The organism is Streptomyces sp. NBC_01508 (genome assembly GCF_045040315.1).
Taxonomy (GTDB): domain Bacteria; phylum Actinomycetota; class Actinomycetes; order Streptomycetales; family Streptomycetaceae; genus Streptomyces.
On sequence record NZ_CP109419.1, the window covers coordinates 2,479,831 to 2,499,423 of the forward strand.

The following is a 19,593-nucleotide window of genomic DNA, read 5'->3' on the forward strand; positions in this document are numbered from 1 at the left end:
CCAACTGACCGCCGGGGGATGTCCACTTGGAGAAAACGTACGCCACCCCTAGAGCCTTCCAAACGGCTCTGGGCCAGGCGGCACGCAAGATGTCGCGGAAGACAGGCGTGAGCGTTACCGACCTCATGAAGATCTTCTACTTCAACCGGCTAGCCGCCCGCGTGTTCACCAAGGACCCAGACGGCTGGCTCATCAAAGGCGGACAAGCCCTCCTCGTCCGCTACCGAGGCGCCGCCCGTCTCAGCCAGGACATCGACCTTCAGAGCACCAACCTCGACCTCACGGCTGATGAAGTCCGGCAACTGGTCATCGACGCAGCCGCCTTCGACCTCGGCGACTTTCTTCGCTACGCACCCACCAAATACCACGACGCCGCAGAGGACGGACGCGGCGGAGCCCAGTACTTCAAGGTCTACCTCGGATCCGCCGAAGTGATGACCATCAAGGTCGACCTCGTCGTCGGCCGACCGCTCACAGGGACCGTCGAAGTACGCACGCTCAAGTCTGCCGTCGACCTCGAATGGCCCGTCGACTGGCCCGAAGTCCGCTTGTACCCGGTCGTCGACCACGTCGCCGACAAGATCTGCGCCATGTACGAACGGCATGGCGCAAGCGGCCAGCACGGATCCAACCGCTACCGCGACCTCGCGGACCTTCTCCTCATCGGTCAACAGGAGACGGTCCCCAGCCAAGCCGCGCTCCGAGCTCTGCAACGCGAAGCCGACAGACGCCGCGACCGCGGCACGCACCTGCCCCTCCCCGACGTCTTCCAGATACCCGGATCCGACTGGCACGTGGGCTACCCAAAACAGGCCAAACTGATCGTAGGGCTAAACGGCTGCGCAACCCTCTCCGAAGCGGCTGCTCTCGCAGCCGCCTTCGTCGACCCTCTGCTGAGCGGCACCGCCAGCGGCACCTGGAGCCCGAGCGCCACGGCCTGGCTTTAGAAGCCGTTGGCGTACCGATCATGTTGAGTGTGTGGGGGCCGACCTGTTCACCGGCCGGTTCGCGGAGCTGTTCAACACCGCGTGACCGCGGGTGGCGCCCGTGGACGGCGGAGAGGTCACCGCCGCGCGGTGGGGGCCGCGTCGTCGGCCTCCATGAACACCGCGGGCACCTCGTTGTCGCGCACCACCCGTCCGAGCAGTTCGGCGAGTTGGGCGCGGTCGGGTTCGTCGAGACCCGCGGGCAGCCGCTCGATGGCGCGGCAGGTCGCCTCGTAGAAGTCGTCCACGAGCAGTCGGCCCTCCTCGGTGAGCGCGACCCGCACCGCGCGGGCGTCCCGCGGATCCGGCTCGCGCCACACCAGACCGCGCTGGGCGGTCCGGTCGACCAGCCCGGTCAGGCTCGACTTCGCGAGCCCGAGGATCGCGCCCAGCTCACTCATCCCGTACGGCTGGGGCATTCAGCACACAGAGCAACTGGCCTTGCTGCGGGGGCAGTCCGAACTCGCGGCTCACCCGCGCGTACACGGCGTTCACCAGGAACGAGGAGCGCACCAGCGCGGTGACGATCCCCATGCGCCCAGCCTCAGCCTCTGCCATACGGCCAGAATACGGCTCCGGTGCCGCTCCGGATCCCGCCCGGCGGAAAGTGCTCGCGCACGGCGGGGCGCGTGCGCTGTAATAACTCAATGGATAGTTCAACCATTACGTCCGTGTGGGTCGCGGATCGCCGAGTGGATCACACCGGGCGCGGCCTCCGTCTGCTGGTGATGCGTACGCCCGAAACGGGCGCCGTACCCGGGACGGACCGATGACCGCCACCCCACCGGCCCCACCGACCCCGCTGACGGCCGCCCAGCGCGCGGCGCTGCGCCACGTACGTACGCGGGCGACGGCCGGCCACGGAGCCGCGCTCGCCCGGATCGAGGCGGCCGTGGGCGGCGCGGTGGAGACCGCGGACCTCGTCGCGCGGATCCGCGATCACGTGCGCGTCACCCTCAACTTCCACCCCGACCGGTTCGTCGCGGGCGGGCCGACCGTCGCCGAGTCCCTTGCCCTGGACGGGCGTTACCGCAGCCAGTACGAGACCGGGCTGTCCAACGGCAGCCGCACCGCCCACCCCGGCGGGGCGCGCGACGGCTGGGAGGAGCGGCTGTTCGGGGGCGCATACCACGCGGACGGCGGGGCGAGGCCCGGGGAGCGGCCCAAGTACGGGGCGCTCAATCTGTACGGCCACCCCGACGGGGCGTCCCCGCGCTTCGGGTCCTGTCATGTGCGGCTGCGCCCCGAGGTCAACGCGCGGGTGACGTACTGCCACGGCGACAGCCATCTCGGGCCGGTGGACGTCGGCACGATCGACACATTCGGCCGCGTGCTGGCGGGGGTGCTCGCGGAGGACGCGGACATCGCGCGGCTGCCTTACCCGGCGGTCGCCGTCACCGCCGCCGTCACCGCCGCCGAACCCGGACGCAAGCTCGACGCGTATGTGGAGGCGCAGGTCCACGGTGACATCGACCTGGTGACCGACGCGGAGGCGCTGGTCGTCGACCCGTCGTTCCGCGGGACGGACACCGGCCGGCTGCTGGCGGCGACCGCGCGGCGGTGCGGGATCGCGCTGGAGTGGCACGCCGGATTCGTCCTGGCGCCGGACGAGGTGGGCGCGGAGTTCCGGGGCGCGATGATGGTGCCGTTCGCCGCGTGGGTCTGTCGCTCGTACGCGCGCACCGGCATCCTCGACGCGGAGGTGCTGGGCCGCGCGGCGGCCTCCGTCGTACGGGATCCGGCAGCCTGGGCGCGGTGGGGCACGCGCGACGAAGTGCTCCAGTACGTGAAGCAGCTCTGGCACGTGCTGGTGCGCTTCGGCCGGACAGACGGCCGGACAGACGGGCGAACAGGCGAGCGGACAGGCGAGCGGACAGGCGGCGTGAACCGGCGGGCTGCGCCCGAGCGATAGAGAGAGCGTGAGACTGTTCCGCCCCACGGGGGCAGACCGAGACGACGCCGCGCTGCTGCGCGCCGTCGCCAAGGGGGACGCGGAAGCGCTCGGCGTGCTGTACGACCGGCACGCCGGGTGGCTGCACACCCGGCTGACCCGGCGGTGCGCGGACCCCGAAACCGTACGGGAAGTCCTCCAGGACACCTTCGTCACCGTCTGGCGCTCCGCCGCGACGCACCGCGGCGGGGAGGCGGGCGGCTGGCTGTGGGTGATCGCCGGGCGGCGGCTGGTCGACGCCCGGCGCGTACAGGCGCGCGCCGAACGGGCCGACGAGCGCGGCCGGTTGGAGCACGAGCCGGTCACCGTCGCGCCCTCCGCCGAGGAACGGGTCCTCACGGGGCTGGAGTTCGGCGACGTCGGCGCGGCGCTCGACCGCATCTCACCCGAGCTGCGCGAGGTGCTGCGCGCCACGGTCGTCGACGGACTGACCACCCGCGAGACGGCTCAGCTGCTCGGGATACCCGAGGGCACGGTCAAGACCCGCGCGATGCGGGCCCGCAAGGAACTGCGCCTGGAACTGGGCCGGATCGCACCGCTGGGAGGCACGGCATGAGCGGAGTGAGTCGTACGGGCGGCGGCTGGCACGCGGACGCGGCACTGGCGGCGTCGTACGCGGCGGGATCGGCGTCCGAGCCGGACGCCTGGTCGCTGGAGAAGCACATCGAGACGTGCGGGGCGTGTGCGGTACGGGTGTCCGCGGCGGTGCGGAGGGGGGCCGCGGGCCCCGTACTGGATGACGTACGGGCGGCGGTGCTCGCGTCCGTACGCCCGCCGGCCCCATCCCCCGCGTCCGCCTCCGCCGCACCGTCCGCCACATCCGCCGCGTCAACCGCCGCGTCAACCGCCGCGTCCGCCGCGCCACAGGTCGGGCGGACCGCCCGGCTGCTGTGGGCGGCGGGACCGGCGCTGCGCGGCGCGTGGCTGCTCGCGGTGGTGCTCGTCGCGGCGGGGGCGGTCGCCCTCGCGTACGGCGCGGACTTCACCGGCGCCCGCCCGGTGCTGCTGGCCCTCGCGCCGGTGCTGCCGTTGGTGGGGGTCGCCGTGTCGTACAGGGGGTCCGCCGACCCGCTGTACGAGATCGCCGCGTCCACTCCCGGCGGCGGCCTGCGGCTGCTGCTGACGCGGACCGCCGCCGTCCTGGCGGTGAGCCTGCCGCTGCTCACGGTGGCGGGAGCCGTGCTGCCCGCGTCGCCGGGGGCGCCGGGGGCGGCCGTCTGGCTGCTGCCGGGGCTCGCGCTGTCGCTGGCCGTACTGGCGCTCGGCACGTACGTGGGCTGCCGCGTCGCCGCCGCCGGGATCTCGGTGGTCTGGGTGCTGGCGGTGACCGTGCCGGTGCTCGGGCCGGGCGCGGCGTGGACCGCGTCGGGCGCGCTCGCGCCGACGGCGGCGCTGTCCGAGCACCTGACGCGGTATCTCGCGGGGCCGGCCGCGCAGGGCGGTTGGGCGGCGGGGGCCGTGCTGTGCGCGGGGCTGCTCGCACTGCGGCGACGGTCCGTCGAATATCCGGCCTTCCCGGCTTTCTCCAATCTGCTGAATCTCTCGCATTTCTCGGCCTTCTCGAACTTCTCGAATTTCTCGGCCTTCGACCGACTGGGGCGCATGTGAACGACACGGGAGACACCGCGATGAACGGCGTTTCGGCACACGGGCTCACCGTCAGACACCGCAGGACGGTCGCGCTCGACGCGGTCGACCTCACCTTCGGCACCGGCGTACACGGGCTGCTCGGCCCGAACGGGGCGGGCAAGACCTCACTCATCCGGGTACTGGCCACGGTCGCGGCGCCGACCGGCGGCCGGGTCCAACTGCTGGGCCGCGACATCTCGGAGCACCGGGCGCGGTCGGCGGTACGGCGGCGGCTGGGGTATCTGCCGCAGGAGTTCGGCTATTACCCGGGCTTCACGGTGCGGGAGTTCGTCTCGTACATCGCCTGGCTGAAGGAGATGCCCGCGGCCGGGGTGCCGGAGGCGGTGGTGCGGGCGGTCGACCGGGTGGGCCTCCTGGACCGTGTCGACGCGAAGATCAAGACCCTGTCCGGCGGGATGGTCCGCCGTGTCGGCATCGCCCAGGCCGTCGTCAACGAGCCGGAGCTGCTGCTCCTGGACGAGCCGACGGCCGGGCTCGACCCGGAACAGCGGGTCGAATTCCGCAGACTGCTGCGGGACTTGGGCCGGGACTCCACGGTGATCGTCTCGACGCACCTGGTGGAGGACGTCGCCGCGGCCTGCTCGGAGGTGACGCTGCTGGAGTCGGGCCGGGTGGCCTTCCGGGGGACGACCGCGGAGCTGACGCTTATTGGCTCGAACTCGACGGTGGCGGCGGGGGTCGGGGAGCCGGACCCCGGCCACGACGGCAACCCGATCGAACGGGGCTACACGTCCGTACTGAGGGCGCACCGCGCGGGTGAGCCGCTGACACGGCCGGGAGCGAGGGGTACGACCGGTACGACCGGGGCGAACGCCCCGACCGACGCCGGTCCCGCCCGCCCCGACAGCACGGAGGCACAGCGGTGAGCCCCCTCCGTACCGCCCGTACCGCCCACACCGCCCGCCCCCGCCACCCCGCCCGGACCGAGCTGGTCCGTGGCATCGGGCCCTGGACCGGGCTGACGCTCGCCCTTGTCGTCGGGGTCGGGATGTACACCGCCGCGCCCGCCTGGCAGGGGCGGTGGGTCGCGGTCATCGACGAGCTGCGCGAGTACGGCATCCTGTTCGGCGTGCCGCTCGCCCTCGCGGCGGGCTGCTGGCACGGTGGCCGGGAGCGGCGCCGCGGCACGGGGGAGCTGGTGTCCACGCTCCCCCGCACTCCCCTGCGGCGGACGATGCTCGCCGCGCTGCCCGCCGCGCTGTGGCCCGCCATCGGCTATCTGGTCGCCGCCGGCGGCTCGTTGCTCGCCGCCTGGCCGTATGTGAGCGGCGGACGCCCCTACGCGTCCCTCGTCCTCGCCGACGCCGTCGCTCTCGGCTCCGCCGGTGTCCTCGGCTTCGTCGCCGGTCGGCTGGTCCGCTGGCGGCTGACGGCCCCGTTGCTCGCCCTGCTCGTGTACATCACCCTCATCCTCTTCAGTACCTACGGCGACGACCCGCGCCGGTGGCTCAATCCCGCCGCTGTGCACCACTACTTCTGGGACCGCCCCATGTGGTGGTTCGGGCCGGCCGCCATGGTGTGGACCGCGGGTCTCGCCACCGCCGCGCTCCTCGCGCTCGCCGCGCGGCGACGCGCCGTCGCCGTACTGCCGCTGGCCGCCGCGTGCACCGCCGCCGTGGTCCTCGTGCAGACCGGCGACGGGCTGTGGCGCGGCGACCCGGCGGCGTCCCGGCTCGTCTGCGACGACGGCACACCACAGGTGTGCGTGAGCGCCGTCGACAAGGACCTGCTGCCCGACGTGTCGGCCGCGCTCGCCGATCTCAACGGCAAACTGCGCGGCATCCCCGGTGCGCCGACCCGCTGGATCAGCGGCCCCGGCGCGCCAGGGACGGGAATGTACTGGTCCGGGAGCGCACGGGTCGTACGCCAGGGTGCCGCTCCGGCCGGCCCGGCACCCGGCGAGGTGGAGTTGCCGAGTCCGTACGACGCGGCGGTACGGGGCCGGATCCCGGAGCCCGCCGAGTACGCGAATTCGACTGTCGGCTGGCTGTTCTCGGAGACCTGCCCGGACAGCGACTTCGAGCTGCCGGGCTCCGACCAGGCCAGTGACATCCACATGGCCGTCCAGCAGTGGCTGGCCCCGGCGTCCGACTTCGCCTCCTACGAAGACATCGCCGGCGTGGAGAGGCATCTCGAACGGCTGCGAGCCATGGACCCCGCGCAGGGCCGCGCCTACCTGACCCGCTACATCGCCGGAGAAGCCGCCCCCGGCTGCGACCCCGCCGAGGTGCCCGTCCCATGACCACTCCCACGACCACGACCACGACCACGACCACTCCCGCACCCGGAATCCTCCCCGCCCTGCGGCTGTACGCCCGCTCCCGCGCCGTGCCCGCCACCCTCGCCGTGCTCGTCGCGACCGCCCTCGGCGCGGCCTGGGCCGCGCAGTGGCTGGTGGAGCAGCCCGGCGCCGGGCCGACCGCGCGGTTGCCGGTCGTGGTCCTCGCGCCGCTGTTCGCCGCCGGGGTAATCGGCACGGGCCTGTTCACGCACAGCGCGGAGCTGGAACGGGGCGCCGTACGGCCCTGGTGGCCGCGCCGCCTCGCCCACCTGCTGCTCGCCACGGCTCTTGCCGCCGTACTCCTCGCGCTCGCCGTGCCGGGCCACTTCGACGCGTACGGCGCCTCCGCGATGGCGCGCAACGTCGTCGGCTCGACCGGCGTCGCGGCGGCGTCCGCCGTGGTGCTCGGCGCCCGGCTGAGCTGGCTGCCGATGATGGTCTACACGGCCGTCACCTACCTGTGGGCGTCGGGCGCGGCAGGCGGCGCGGCGGCGGCCTGGGCGTGGGCGACGCGGCCGGAGGACGACGTACGGGCGTGGCTGACCGCACTCGCGGTGTACGGCTGCGGCGCGGCGCTCCACGCGTGGCGGGGCGCGGGGCCGGGCGGGGGTCGCGGGCGCGGGTAGCTCCCGCGCCCCGGGCCGGTCCTCGATCGTCCGACGCTGACGGGCTCGAATCCGGGCACACGCCCCCAGAACCGGATTGTCGTCGCCCCACGCACCCCGCGAGGATGACCGAGGACCCGTCAGCCGCAGATCCGAGGAGACGCCCCCGTGCCCGACCCCACGACGCCGGAAGTGACCGCACCGGCCGACGACCACTCCTTCGCCCCCGACCGCCCCGTCACCCTCGACCGGCGCGACGGCCCGTACGGCGAGGTGGTCCTGCGGAAGCGCCCGAGCACCCACGACGGTGGTGACATCCACGAGATCATCGCCAACGGCACGTTCCTGATGGACACTTCCGACGGCCGCTCCGAGCGGCTGCTGATCGACGCCGCGCAGGCCGCCCTCGCGCCCCGCCGCCGCGACGGCCTGCCGTCCCTCCTCATCGGCGGGCTCGGTGTCGGTTTCTCGCTCGCGCACGCCGCCGCCGACGACCGCTGGGGCCGGATCGTGGTGGTCGAACGCGAACAGGCCGTCATCGAGTGGCACCACGCGGGACCGCTCGCCCGGATCTCCGGCGCCGCGCTCGGCGACCCGCGCACTGTGATCCTCCACACCGACCTGGTCGGGTACATCCGTACGGCGACGGAGGTCATCGACCGGCCCGCCGAACACACCGACCGCTACGACGCCCTGTGCCTCGACATCGACAACGGCCCCGACTGGACCGTCACCGACGACAACGCGAGCCTGTACACGCCCGGCGGGCTGGCCGCCTGCCTGGCGCGGCTCAACCCGGGCGGAGTCCTCGCCGTCTGGTCCGCGCGGCCCTCCCCCGGCTTCGAACAGGCGCTGCGGAATGCCGGTTTCACCGGGGTTAGGACCGAAGAGATCCAAGTTGCCCGAGGAGTGCCTGACGTGGTCCATCTTGCCGTTCGCCCTGCGTAGCCGGGACCCCTCCGGTGCCTCTACGCTGCTCCCCACATACAGGATCCACATCCCCAAGAGGATTGACACGAGGGTTGTGGATCGAGGAACACGGATCGCGGAACGTACCAGGGGCGGGGCGATGGAGCAGACACACACCAGCCAGAACGGGGTCGCGGCCACTCCGGGCGCGCAGCGCCGGGTGCTCGTCGTCGAGGACGACGCGACGATCGTGGACGCCATCGCGGCCCGGCTGCGCGCCGAGGGCTTCGTCGTCCAGACGGCGGTCGACGGCCCCGCGGCCGTGGACGCCGCCGAGGCGTGGCAGCCCGACCTGATGGTTCTCGACGTGATGCTGCCGGGCTTCGACGGTCTGGAGGTCTGCCGCCGCGTCCAGGCGCAGCGTCCGGTGCCGGTGCTGATGCTGACGGCGCGCGACGACGAGACCGACATGCTCGTCGGGCTCGGTGTCGGGGCCGACGACTACATGACCAAGCCGTTCTCGATGCGGGAGTTGGCGGCGCGTGTGCATGTGCTGCTGCGCCGGGTCGAGCGCGCGGCGCTGGCCGCCGTGACGCCGCGCAGCGGCATCCTGCGCCTGGGTGAGCTGGAGATCGACCACGCGCAGCGCCGGGTGCGGGTGCGCGGCGAGGACGTGCATCTGACGCCCACCGAGTTCGACCTGCTGGTGTGCCTGGCGAACACGCCGCGCGCCGTGCTCTCGCGGGAGCAGTTGCTGGCCGAGGTGTGGGACTGGGCGGACGCCTCGGGCACCCGTACGGTCGACAGCCACATCAAGGCGCTGCGCCGGAAGATCGGCGCCGAGCGGATCCGTACGGTGCACGGTGTGGGGTACGCCCTGGAGACACCGGCGCCATGAGCCGGCCGCCGGGCGGGAGAACCGGAAGAGGCGGGCGGGGCGAGCAGGACGACAGCCCCGGCCGTACGGGGCGCGCGGGCCGTACGCCGCGTGTTCCGTGCCCCGCCAGAGGCGGCCCGCCGCGCCACGACCAGTCCGGCCACGTTCCGGCGCGCAAGGGCCCGGCCCGGATCAGGGCCGGGCACGGGTCGCTCGGCGGACACGGCGGACAAGGCGGTTACGGCGGGGCCGACGGCGGCGGTCTGCGGCCGTTCTCGATCAAGACGAAGCTCGGCATGCTTGTCGTGGTCTCCGTGCTCATCACCACGGGCCTGCTGGTGGTGGCGCTGCGCACCGAGACCGAGCTGCGCTTCATCACGGTCTTCTCGATGATCGCGACGCTGCTGATAACGCAGTTCGTGGCGCACGGTCTGACCGCCCCGCTGGACGAGATGAACACCGTCGCGAAGGGCATCTCGCACGGCGACTACACGCGGCGCGTGAGCGGCGCCGACCGCCGTGACGAGCTGGGCGACCTGGCCTCCACCATCAACCGCATGGCGGACGACCTGGAGGCCGTGGACCGGCACCGCAAGGAGTTGGTCGCCAACGTCTCGCACGAGTTGCGCACGCCGATCGCCGCGCTGCGCGCCGTGCTGGAGAACGTGGTGGACGGGGTGTCCGCCGCCGACCCGGAGACGATGCGTACGGCGCTGAAGCAGACCGAGCGCCTGGGCCGGCTGGTCGAGACGCTGCTGGACCTGTCCCGGCTCGACAACGGTGTGCTGCCGCTGAAGGCGCGGCGCTTCGAGGTGTGGCCGTATCTGTCCGGGGTGCTGAAGGAGGCCAATCTCGCGGCCTCGCAGCGTGGTCTCAGCTCGGGTTCGGGCAATCACACCCGTACAGACGTCCATCTGCATCTGGATGTGTCGCCGCCGGAGCTGACGGCGCACGCGGACGCGGAGCGGCTGCACCAGGTGGTGGCGAATCTGATCGACAACGCGGTCAAGCACAGCCCGCCGCACGGCCGGGTGACGGTGCGGGCGCGGCGCGGGCGCGGTCCCGAGTCGCTGGATCTGGAGATCCAGGACGAGGGGCCGGGTATTCCGGAGCCGGAGCGGCACCGGGTCTTCGAGCGGTTCAACCGGGGCAGCGCCCCGTCGCCGCACGGTCCGGGCGGTGACGGCGGTACGGGGCTGGGGCTGGCGATCGCGAGTTGGGCGGTGGATCTGCACGGTGGGCGCATCGGAGTGGCCGAATCCGCACGCGGCTGCCTCATCCAGGTGACACTTCCGGGAATCCCCCGGGCGCGGGGTTGACGTAGGGTTCGAACCGGAGGCACCGGAAGAGCCCGTTCTCCGTGTATTCGGTCGGGTGCTGCCGGCCCGGGTCCCGTTCAGGGGCCGAAAAGGCCGTGTCAGCGTTGCGGTGCGTCCACAGCTCCGAGGACAGCTCAAAGGAAACCTGGCTCGTTTCCCGCCAATTCCTGCGCCGAAACCCGCCTTCCGGTGTGACTTGCACGACGTTGCCCCCGCCCGGTCTGCTCCTCTCGGTCCGGTAGGCGTAGCCTTGATTCCCGCTGTCCATCACCTTGTGAAGCGGAAGAGGGCGGTTGCCGCCGTGTCGTCTCAGTCCCCCAGTAACTCAAGCGTCTCGACCGACCGAACGGGGCAGGACAAGAATCCTGCCGCCGCCTTCGGGGCCAATGAATGGCTCGTCGACGAGATCTACCAGCAGTACCTCCAGGACCCGAATTCGGTCGACCGTGCCTGGTGGGACTTCTTCGCCGACTACAAGCCGGGCAACACCGGTGCGGCGGACAAGGCCCAGGAGTCCACGACGGCGTCCAGCGCAGCCGCGGGGGCTGCGGTGAGTGCCGCACCGGCCGCGTCCGCAGCGCCGGCCGCCGCGTCTCCCGCGCCCGCCACCACCACCGCGGCGGCTCCCGTCGCCCCGGCGAAGCCCGTGGCGGCCGCCCCCGCGCAGGCTCAGGCCCCCAAGGCCGAGTCCCAGGCTCCGGCCGCCGCCCCCGCCGCTCCGGCGAAGCCCGCCGCGGCCGCCGCCAAGCCGGCCGCCGCCAAGCCGGCCGCCGCCGCTGCCACCGCCGCGCCGAAGGACGAGCCGGCCGGCGAGGAGCCCACGGGCCCCGAGTACGTGACGCTGCGCGGCCCGTCGGCCGCCGTCGCGAAGAACATGAACGCGTCGCTGGAGCTGCCCACGGCCACGTCCGTGCGCGCCGTCCCGGTGAAGCTGCTCTTCGACAACCGCATCGTCATCAACAACCACCTGAAGCGGGCGCGCGGCGGCAAGATCTCCTTCACGCACCTCATCGGGTACGCGATGGTGCAGGCCCTCAAGGCCATGCCGTCGATGAACTACTCCTTCACGCAGAAGGACGGCAAGCCCACCCTGGTCAAGCCGGAGCACATCAACTTCGGTCTCGCCATCGACCTGGTGAAGCCGAACGGCGACCGCCAGCTCGTCGTCGCCGGCATCAAGAAGGCCGAGACGCTCAACTTCTTCGAGTTCTGGCAGGCGTACGAGGACATCGTCCGCCGCGCCCGCGGCAACAAGCTGACGATGGACGACTTCACCGGCGTCACCGTCTCGCTGACCAACCCGGGCGGCCTCGGCACGGTGCACTCCGTACCGCGGCTGATGCCCGGTCAGTCGGTCATCATGGGCGTCGGTTCGATGGACTACCCGGCGGAGTTCCAGGGCACGTCACAGGACACCCTGAACAAGCTGGGCATCTCCAAGGTCATGACGCTGACCTCCACGTACGACCACCGCGTCATCCAGGGCGCCGCGTCGGGCGAGTTCCTGCGGATCGTCAGTCAACTGCTGCTCGGCGAGAACGAGTTCTACGACGAGATCTTCCAGGCGCTGCGGATCCCCTACGAGCCGGTCCGCTGGCTCAAGGACATCGACGCCTCGCACGACGAGGACGTCACGAAGCCCGCGCGGGTCTTCGAGCTGATCCACTCCTACCGGGTGCGCGGCCATGTCATGGCCGACACCGACCCGTTGGAGTACCGCCAGCGCAAGCACCCCGACCTGGACATCACCGAACACGGCCTCACCCTGTGGGACCTGGAGCGGGAGTTCGCGGTCGGCGGCTTCGCCGGCCAGTCGATGATGAAGCTGCGCGACATCCTGGGCGTGCTGCGCAACTCGTACTGCCGCACCACCGGTGTCGAGTTCATGCACATCCAGGACCCGAAGCAGCGCAAGTGGCTCCAGGACCGCATCGAGCGCTCCAACTCCAAGCCGGAGCGCGAGGAGCAGCTGCGGATCCTGCGCAGGCTCAACGCGGCCGAGGCGTTCGAGACGTTCCTCCAGACCAAGTACGTGGGCCAGAAGCGGTTCTCGCTGGAGGGCGGCGAGTCCGTCATCCCGCTGCTCGACGCGGTCATCGACTCGGCGGCCGAGTCGCGGCTCGACGAGGTCGTCATCGGCATGGCCCACCGCGGCCGGCTCAACGTCCTGGCGAACATCGTCGGCAAGTCGTACGCGCAGATCTTCCGCGAGTTCGAGGGCAACCTCGACCCGAAGTCGATGCACGGCTCCGGCGACGTGAAGTACCACCTGGGCGCCGAGGGCACCTTCACCGGTCTCGACGGCGAGCAGATCAAGGTGTCGCTGGCCGCGAACCCCTCGCACCTGGAGGCGGTCGACCCGGTCCTCGAAGGCATCGCACGCGCCAAGCAGGACATCATCAACAAGGCGGGCACGGACTTCACCGTGCTGCCCGTCGCGCTGCACGGCGACGCGGCCTTCGCGGGCCAGGGCGTCGTCGCCGAGACGCTCAACATGTCGCAGCTGCGCGGCTACCGCACCGGCGGCACGGTGCACGTGGTGATCAACAACCAGGTCGGCTTCACCGCCGCACCGGAGGCCTCGCGCTCCTCGATGTACGCCACCGACGTCGCGCGCATGATCGAGGCGCCGATCATCCACGTCAACGGTGACGACCCGGAGGCGTGTGTCCGGGTGGCGCGGCTCGCGTTCGAGTTCCGGCAGACGTTCAACAAGGACGTCGTGATCGACATGATCTGCTACCGCAGGCGCGGTCACAACGAGGGCGACAACCCGCAGTTCACCAACCCGCAGATGGTCACCCTGATCGACAAGAAGCGCTCGGTGCGCAAGCTGTACACCGAGTCGCTGATCGGTCGCGGCGACATCACGCTGGAAGAGGCGGAGCAGGCGCTCCAGGACTTCCAGGGCCAGCTGGAGAAGGTGTTCGCCGAGGTCCGCGAGGCCACGTCGCACCCGGCTCCGGCCCATGTCCCGGACGCCCAGGCCGAGTTCCCGGTCGCGGTCACGACGGCCATCTCGCAGGAGATCGTCAAGCGGATCGCCGAGTCCCAGGTCAACATCCCCGACAACATCACGGTGCACCCGCGGCTGATGCCGCAGATGCAGCGCCGCGCGGCGTCGGTCGACGACGGCACGATCGACTGGGGCACCGCCGAGACCCTCGCCATCGGCTCACTGCTGATGGAGGGCACCCCGGTCCGGCTGTCGGGCCAGGACACCCGCCGCGGCACGTTCGGCCAGCGCCACGCGGTGCTGGTGGACCAGGAGACCGGCGAGGACTACACCCCGCTGCTCTACCTCTCCGACGAGCAGGCCCGCTACAACGTCTACGACTCGCTGCTGAGCGAGTACGCGGCGATGGGCTTCGAGTACGGCTACTCACTGGCCCGCCCGGAGTCGCTGGTCATGTGGGAGGCCCAGTTCGGCGACTTCGTCAACGGGGCGCAGACCGTCGTCGACGAGTTCATCTCGTCGGCGGAGCAGAAGTGGGGCCAGACCTCGGGCGTCACGCTGCTGCTGCCGCACGGCTACGAGGGCCAGGGACCGGACCACTCGTCCGCGCGCCCCGAGCGCTTCCTCCAGATGTGCGCGCAGAACAACATGACGGTCGCGATGCCGACCCTGGCGTCGAACTACTTCCACCTGCTGCGCTGGCAGGTCCACAACCCGCACCACAAGCCGCTGATCGTCTTCACCCCGAAGCTGCTGCTGCGACTGAAGGCGGCGGCGTCGAAGGCCGAGGAGTTCACCAACGGCGGCTTCCGCCCGGTGATCGGCGACTCGATGGCCGAGGCGGGCACGATCGACCCGGCGGCCGTCCGCAAGGTCGTCTTCTGCGCGGGCAAGGTCTACTACGACCTGGACGCCGAGCGGCAGAACCGCGGTCTGACGGACACGGTGATCGTGCGTCTTGAGCGGCTGTACCCGCTGCCGGGCGCGGAGCTCCAGGCGGAGATCGCGAAGTACCCGAACGCCGAGAAGTACCTGTGGGCGCAGGAGGAGCCGGCGAACCAGGGTGCGTGGCCGTTCATCGCGCTCAACCTGATCGACCACCTGGACCTGGCGGTCGGCGCGGACATCCCGCACGAGGAGCGGCTGCGCCGTATCTCGCGCACCGCGTCCTCGTCGCCGGCGGTCGGCTCCGCGAAGCGCCACCAGGCGGAGCAGGCCCAGCTCTGCGCGGAGGTCTTCGACGCCTGACGGGGCGTCTCAAGCGCCGGACGGGCCCAAAGCCCGTCCGGCGCTTGAGGACACCGCACGAGCCCGTCCGGCGCTTGAGGACACACCCCGCCGGACGGACCCCGGGCCGTCAGCCGAGATACGGCTCGAAGTCCCAGTACGGCCGCACCCGTTGCCGTGCCGACAGCGTGTGCTGGTGCTGCGCACCCATCGTGCGCGTCAGCTTCTGGAGCGCGTCCTCCTCGACCTTGTCCGCCTCCTCGCGCTGCTGGAGCGCCCGCAGATCGGCCGCGAGTGCCGTCTGGGTGGAGAGCGTCAGCGGATGGTCGTCGCCCAGCGCCGCACGCGAGCGCCGCAGCGTGTCCCTGCTCAGCTCGGCGGCCTGCTCCAGCCGCCCGGTGAGGTTCCGCCCTCCGGAGGCGTTCAGCGCGCAGCCCAGCGTCCAGGGGTGGTCGTCGCCGAGCAGGGTGCGCAGACCCGTGAGCGCCTGCTCGAAGAGGTTGAGCGCGCCGTCCCTGTCCCCCTCGGCCTGCATGAGGAGACCGACGTTGGACTGCATGCCGGTCGGTACGGGGTGGGCCTGGCCGACCAGGGCGCGGTAGGTGTCCTCGGCCTCGGAGAGCAGGTCCCTGGCCTGGCCCAGATCGCCGTGCACCCGCAGGTAGTTGCCGTAGTCGGTGACCAGCATCAGGTTGTTGTGGTGGCCCTTGCCGTACACGCGCTCCTGGCGGGCGAGCAGATCGGCCATCACCGGCCCGATGTCCTCGCCCTTGGTACCCGCCCTGCGCTTGCACAGGACGAGGTTGTGCTGCGCCCACAGGGTCTGCGGATGCAGTTCGCCGAGCACCTGGATCTGCGTCCGTACGCCCAACTCCTGGCGGGCCAGGGCGTCGTGGTAGCGGCCGAGGAGCCGCAGGTCGCGGGCGCAGGCGTTCACCGAGTGCAGCGTGTTGGAGTGCCTGGCGCGCAGGACGGCCTCGCGCTTGCGCAGTGTGTCGAGGTCGGTCTCGTACGCCTTCTCGTACTGGCCGAGCAGGCGCAGCGTCACGCCCAGGTTGTGCTGGGCCTGGAGGGTGGTCCATTCGTCGGCGCCCAGCAGCTCCCGGCCGGTGTCGACCACGTCCCGCAGGAGCCGGAACGCCTCCGGGTAGCGGCCGAGGAACCGCAGGTCGGAGCTGAGCCCGCTGTTGGCCGTCATCAGCCGGATCGGGTCGGGCTCCTGCTGTGCGAGCAGCAGGTCGAGTACTCCGCTGTCGCGGTCGTACGCCTCGTGGAACCGGCCGCTGGCGCGCAGGATCACCGTGGTCTCGGCGCTCAGCTCCAGCATCTCCTCGGCGTCGGCCGCGAACAGCCCGATCCATCTCTCCCGGACCCGCCGGGCGAGATCCATGCCGACGGTGTACTCGCCGCTGGTGTAGCAGTACCGGAGGCAGTTCAGGACGAGTTGGACGGTGCGCGGGTGGGTGCTCTCCAGCACACCGGAGAATTCGAGCTGGGGCAGGATCTCGGCGTACCGGGGCCACTGCCTGCTGTCGGAGGGCTCGCCGGGGTCGCTGCCGACGAGGACTTGGCGGACCACCTCGCGGTGGATGTCGCGGTCGTCGCCCGCGGTGAGCCGGCTGACGATGCCGTGCACGACGCGGTGCATGTGGACGGACTCCTGGCGGGGGCCGGTGTCACGTCCCTCCGAGACGGACGGGCTGCGTGAATCCTTCGTGATGACCGAGTAGTTGGCGAGTGTGTCCAGGGCGCGCGGCCAGTCCGGGGAGTTGTCGGCGATCCAGCGGAGCTGTTCCGGAAGGTCCTCCGGGGACACACCGCGGACCAGACCGATGGGGATACGGCCGGGGGCGAAGCAGGCGCACAGCTTGAGGAGTTCGAGCGCGCGGGGCTCGGACTCGCGGACCCGGTTGAAGAGCATCGACCAGGACGTGAGGGAGGAGCTGGGGTAGTCGCCCAGCTCGGACACCTCGTCCAGCGGGTTGATCTCGCCGCTGTGCACCTTCTCCAGATACTCCGGCACGGGCATCCGCAACTCGCCGAGCAGCGCCGCCGCGTGGGCCATCTGGAGCGGCAGGTCCTGGAACTCGACGGCGACCTCGTCGGCCTCGGCCGCCGTGATGTGCGGGGCCCTGCGCATCAGATAGCCGGTCGACTCGGCGCGCTCGAAGACGGGCACCTCCACGACGTCGCCCACCGCCCGCCAGCCGTGGTTGCGCGAGGTGATCAGGACATGGCCGGTGCCGCCCTGGGGCAGCATGCGGGCCGCCTCCTCCACGTCCTCCCAGCCGTCGAAGATCACCAGCCAGCGGCTGTGCGGATCGCCGCGGCGCAGCGCGTCGCGCACCGCGCGGATCCGCTCGCCGGGCTCGGAGCCGCTGCGCAGACCGAGGGCCGGTGCCAGCTCGCCGAACCGGTCGCGCTGGGTGCCGCGCTGGTCGGAGTTGACCCACCACACGACGTCGTAGTCCGGGCTGAAGCGGTGCGCGTACTCGGCGGCCAGCTGGGTCTTGCCGATGCCGGACATGCCGACCAGCGCGCAGACGGACGCGCCCGGATCGACGTCCGTGAACGATTCCTGGACCCGGTTGAGCAGTTCGTCGCGCCCGGTGAAGCGCGAGTTGCGGCGCGGCACCTCGCCCCACACGGCGGGCGCGTCGCTGGGGTACCGGGACGCGGCGGGCAACGGGTCGGCGCGCAGGGTGGCCGGGTCGAGGGAGAGCCGCGACAGCAGGCGCCGTTCGGCCTCCTGCTCGCCGATGCCCCACAGGTCCACCGGCTCCAGGACGGCGGTGGCGGGCAGCAGCGAGCGGTTGGTCAGGTTGACGGCCGCGAACCGGTCGGCGTTGGCGGCGACGAAGCCGCGCAGCGCCTCGTTCCACTCGCCCTCGCGGCGCGGTCCGAGCTGGAAGAACCACTCGCTGAGCACCAGCAGGACCCGGCCTCTGGCCAGCAGAAGGTCACCGAGGGCGTCCTCCAGGGGCTGTTCGCGGTCGGGGTCCCACCGGTGGGTCGTGACGCGATGACCGTGTGCTTCGAGTCTGCGTGCGATCCAGGTGGCCCACGGCCGGTGGTGGCCCGGGAAGGCGACCACGAAATGCTGGGACTCCTGATCGGGGCCGCCGTCCCCCGTCAGGTGCCGCTGAGCGACCATGCGCGCGTCTCCTCATTCTTCGAGCTGCGCCGTTCCCTGACGGCGCGTCTGAAATGTTACCGAACGTCACCGTCACCGGACAGGGAATCGGACAGTGCGTACGGGCTATTCGGGCCCCGGCCGAGCGAGGCCAGATGCCGCTTCATCGATTCGGTGAACCACACGCCGCGCTCGGTGAGTTGACCGCTGTCCAGCAGGAGGGGCAGCGCGTCGGCGACCTGCGCGCGGTACTCCTCGCGGCGGGCGCGGGCCGTCCGCCGGGCGGCGGGGGCGGCGCCGGGGCGCTCGGCGACGCGCGACCACAGGTCGGCGAGGGCGAGATGCGCGTACGTCCCCTGAAGCACGCCGTCGAAGGGCCGTGGATCCCTGCGCCACGCGACGCGGTGGACGGCGGCGCCGTCCGCGTCGTGCAGGGCGACGAGGTCCGCGAGGACGGCGAGCTTGCTGTGGGCGAGTTCGTGGACGAGCACCTCGGCGAACCGCCGCGCGGTGTCGGGCAGCGCGGTGTGTACGGCCCAGGGAGCGGCCCGGAGGGTGCAGCTGGAGGCGCCGTCGTCGGTCGGCGTCATCGGGACCACGGACCGTACGAGCCGGGCGACTTCGGCGGCGCGCCACGGGTCGGCGGACTCCAGGAGGGCGACGGCGCCGCGCCAGCGGGTGAGCCAGGCGGCACGGTCGAAGCGCGGCCGTACGTCCGTGTCGTGGGTGTGTGCGGTGCCGAGGTCGTCGAGCCGGCCGGCGCTGCCGGGCAGTGCGGCCAGGGACGTCCAGCCGATCCCCGCACCGCGTCCGTCGGGCCGCAGCAGTACGGAGCGGGCCGGGCGGCCGACGGGGGTGAGCAGCGTGCCGCGCGGGCCCGAGCGGATCCGTACGCGGGGTGTGCGGGCGTCCTGGACGCCGATGCCGGGCAGGACGAGCCGGCCGTCCGCCGTGGGCAGCTCGGTGTCGAGCCGGGCTCCGGTGCGCAGCGCCGTACCGACGGCGATCCCGCCGAGGGGGTGCAGGGCGGCGGCGAGACCGTCCGGCCCCGGTGCGTTGAGGGCGTCGACGATCCAGCCGCCGACCGCGGGGTAGTCGAGCAGCCGCCGGGCGGCGGCCGGCGCGGGCGCCTCGGCACGGGCCAGTAACTCCCAGTCCCGGTCGAACGCGGCGCGGGCCTCCGGCGCCAGGTCTGCCCGGCCGACGCGGGCGAGAAGGGCTTTGAACAGGACCAGCCGGCGGCTGTGCAGGGCGGCGTTCAGCAGGTCGATGTCGAGTGGTCGCTGGCGGGTGGCGGCGAGGCGTACGAGAGTGCCGGGCGGGACCACGAAGGCCCCCGGCGCCGCGGCCATTACCTCCGCTCCGCTGCGAGACTGTCCGGTTCTCGCCGCCCCGTAGGTCGGTTCACGTCCCGTCGCCCCATGAATCGGTGAACGAGCCGGGGCAGCGAAGTACGTCCTCGACGGCCGCCTCCAGCGCGGCGTCGTCCAGCCCCTGGAGGGTCCACAGGTCGACACCGGTGAGATCGGGGAGCTGGGGATTGTCGGCAATCCCACCGATCTGCTCCACGGATCCGGCCACACGTTGCTCCAGCACGCTCTGCTCCTCCCAGCTGCCCCCGAGGGCGTGTGGTGAAAGTCCCGCCTTGCGATCGCGCACACCAGACGCCATGAGCACCGCTCTGCGGGGCGGACGGCGC

The 19,593-nt window shown here is 71.9% G+C and carries 14 protein-coding genes and 1 pseudogene; 11 read left to right on the plus strand and 4 right to left on the minus strand.

All coding sequences use genetic code 11. From position 1 onward, the window contains the following. The first annotated feature begins 107 nt into the window (after positions 1-107). On the plus strand, positions 108-947 hold the full coding sequence (locus OG700_RS11110) for a nucleotidyl transferase AbiEii/AbiGii toxin family protein (protein WP_405612334.1): 840 nt from the start codon (positions 108-110) through the stop codon (positions 945-947). A gap of 116 nt (positions 948-1,063) precedes the next feature. Here the strand turns inward: OG700_RS11110 and OG700_RS11115 are convergent. Further along, positions 1,064-1,520: pseudogene (locus OG700_RS11115) on the minus strand (MarR family winged helix-turn-helix transcriptional regulator). A gap of 235 nt (positions 1,521-1,755) precedes the next feature. Between OG700_RS11115 and OG700_RS11120 the strand changes: the two are divergent. The 10 genes from OG700_RS11120 to OG700_RS11165 all read left to right on the plus strand — a co-directional run bounded on the left by OG700_RS11120 (position 1,756) and on the right by OG700_RS11165 (position 14,782). After that, a complete protein-coding gene (locus tag OG700_RS11120) occupies positions 1,756-2,898 on the plus strand; it encodes a DUF3626 domain-containing protein (protein ID WP_405612336.1) in 1,143 nt (380 codons plus the stop codon). Positions 2,899-2,905: 7 nt separating this feature from the next. Next, positions 2,906-3,493, plus strand: coding sequence for an RNA polymerase sigma factor (locus OG700_RS11125; protein ID WP_405612338.1), 588 nt, complete (start codon positions 2,906-2,908; stop codon positions 3,491-3,493). Beyond that, positions 3,490-4,545, plus strand: a complete 1,056-nt coding sequence (locus tag OG700_RS11130; RefSeq protein WP_405612340.1) for a zf-HC2 domain-containing protein — start codon at positions 3,490-3,492, stop codon at positions 4,543-4,545. Before OG700_RS11125 ends, OG700_RS11130 begins: the two co-directional genes overlap by 4 nt. A gap of 20 nt (positions 4,546-4,565) precedes the next feature. Continuing rightward, complete coding sequence (locus OG700_RS11135) at positions 4,566-5,453, plus strand: ABC transporter ATP-binding protein (protein ID WP_405612342.1); 888 nt, start codon at positions 4,566-4,568, stop codon at positions 5,451-5,453. Beyond that, complete coding sequence (locus tag OG700_RS11140; protein ID WP_405612344.1) at positions 5,450-6,829, plus strand: hypothetical protein; 1,380 nt, start codon at positions 5,450-5,452, stop codon at positions 6,827-6,829. The genes OG700_RS11135 and OG700_RS11140 overlap by 4 nt, the downstream gene beginning before the upstream one ends. After that, entirely contained in the window at positions 6,826-7,494 is a 669-nt protein-coding gene (locus OG700_RS11145) for a hypothetical protein (RefSeq protein WP_405612346.1), read from the plus strand. Before OG700_RS11140 ends, OG700_RS11145 begins: the two co-directional genes overlap by 4 nt. A gap of 147 nt (positions 7,495-7,641) precedes the next feature. Then, positions 7,642-8,421, plus strand: a complete 780-nt coding sequence (locus tag OG700_RS11150) for a spermidine synthase (protein ID WP_405612348.1) — start codon at positions 7,642-7,644, stop codon at positions 8,419-8,421. Positions 8,422-8,542: 121 nt separating this feature from the next. Continuing rightward, positions 8,543-9,280, plus strand: a complete 738-nt coding sequence (locus OG700_RS11155) for a response regulator transcription factor (RefSeq protein ID WP_023538700.1) — start codon at positions 8,543-8,545, stop codon at positions 9,278-9,280. A 275-nt stretch (positions 9,281-9,555) separates the two neighbouring features. Next, positions 9,556-10,578 carry an ATP-binding protein gene (locus tag OG700_RS11160; RefSeq protein ID WP_405621593.1) on the plus strand — a complete coding sequence of 341 codons (1,023 nt, stop codon included), beginning with the start codon at positions 9,556-9,558 and terminating at the stop codon, positions 10,576-10,578. A gap of 301 nt (positions 10,579-10,879) precedes the next feature. Next, positions 10,880-14,782, plus strand: coding sequence for a multifunctional oxoglutarate decarboxylase/oxoglutarate dehydrogenase thiamine pyrophosphate-binding subunit/dihydrolipoyllysine-residue succinyltransferase subunit (locus OG700_RS11165; protein WP_405612350.1), 3,903 nt, complete (start codon positions 10,880-10,882; stop codon positions 14,780-14,782). Positions 14,783-14,891: 109 nt separating this feature from the next. Here the strand turns inward: OG700_RS11165 and fxsT are convergent, their stop codons facing one another. Genes fxsT through OG700_RS11180 form a run of 3 tightly spaced genes read right to left on the minus strand, consistent with a single transcriptional unit; the run spans position 14,892 to position 19,490 of the window. Further along, complete coding sequence (gene fxsT / locus OG700_RS11170) at positions 14,892-17,915, minus strand: FxSxx-COOH system tetratricopeptide repeat protein (protein WP_405612352.1); 3,024 nt, start codon at positions 17,913-17,915, stop codon at positions 14,892-14,894. A 56-nt stretch (positions 17,916-17,971) separates the two neighbouring features. Continuing rightward, on the minus strand, positions 17,972-19,246 hold the full coding sequence (locus OG700_RS11175) for an aKG-HExxH-type peptide beta-hydroxylase (protein WP_405612354.1): 1,275 nt from the start codon (positions 19,244-19,246) through the stop codon (positions 17,972-17,974). A gap of 52 nt (positions 19,247-19,298) precedes the next feature. Next, entirely contained in the window at positions 19,299-19,490 is a 192-nt protein-coding gene (locus OG700_RS11180; RefSeq protein WP_405612356.1) for a hypothetical protein, read from the minus strand. Positions 19,491-19,593: the final 103 nt, after the last annotated feature.

Bases quoted from the DNA above. Each gene is read 5' to 3' on its own strand.
- OG700_RS11120 (WP_405612336.1), top strand. From the start codon at position 1,756: ATGACCGCCACCCCACCGGCCCCACCGACCCCGCTGACGGCCGCCCAG.
- OG700_RS11130 (WP_405612340.1), top strand. From the start codon at position 3,490: ATGAGCGGAGTGAGTCGTACGGGCGGCGGCTGGCACGCGGACGCGGCA.
- OG700_RS11135 (WP_405612342.1), top strand. From the start codon at position 4,566: ATGAACGGCGTTTCGGCACACGGGCTCACCGTCAGACACCGCAGGACG.
- OG700_RS11145 (WP_405612346.1), top strand. From the start codon at position 6,826: ATGACCACTCCCACGACCACGACCACGACCACGACCACTCCCGCACCC.
- OG700_RS11155 (WP_023538700.1), top strand. From the start codon at position 8,543: ATGGAGCAGACACACACCAGCCAGAACGGGGTCGCGGCCACTCCGGGC.
- OG700_RS11160 (WP_405621593.1), top strand. From the start codon at position 9,556: ATGCTTGTCGTGGTCTCCGTGCTCATCACCACGGGCCTGCTGGTGGTG.
- fxsT (WP_405612352.1), bottom strand. From the start codon at position 17,915: ATGGTCGCTCAGCGGCACCTGACGGGGGACGGCGGCCCCGATCAGGAG.
- OG700_RS11175 (WP_405612354.1), bottom strand. From the start codon at position 19,246: ATGGCCGCGGCGCCGGGGGCCTTCGTGGTCCCGCCCGGCACTCTCGTA.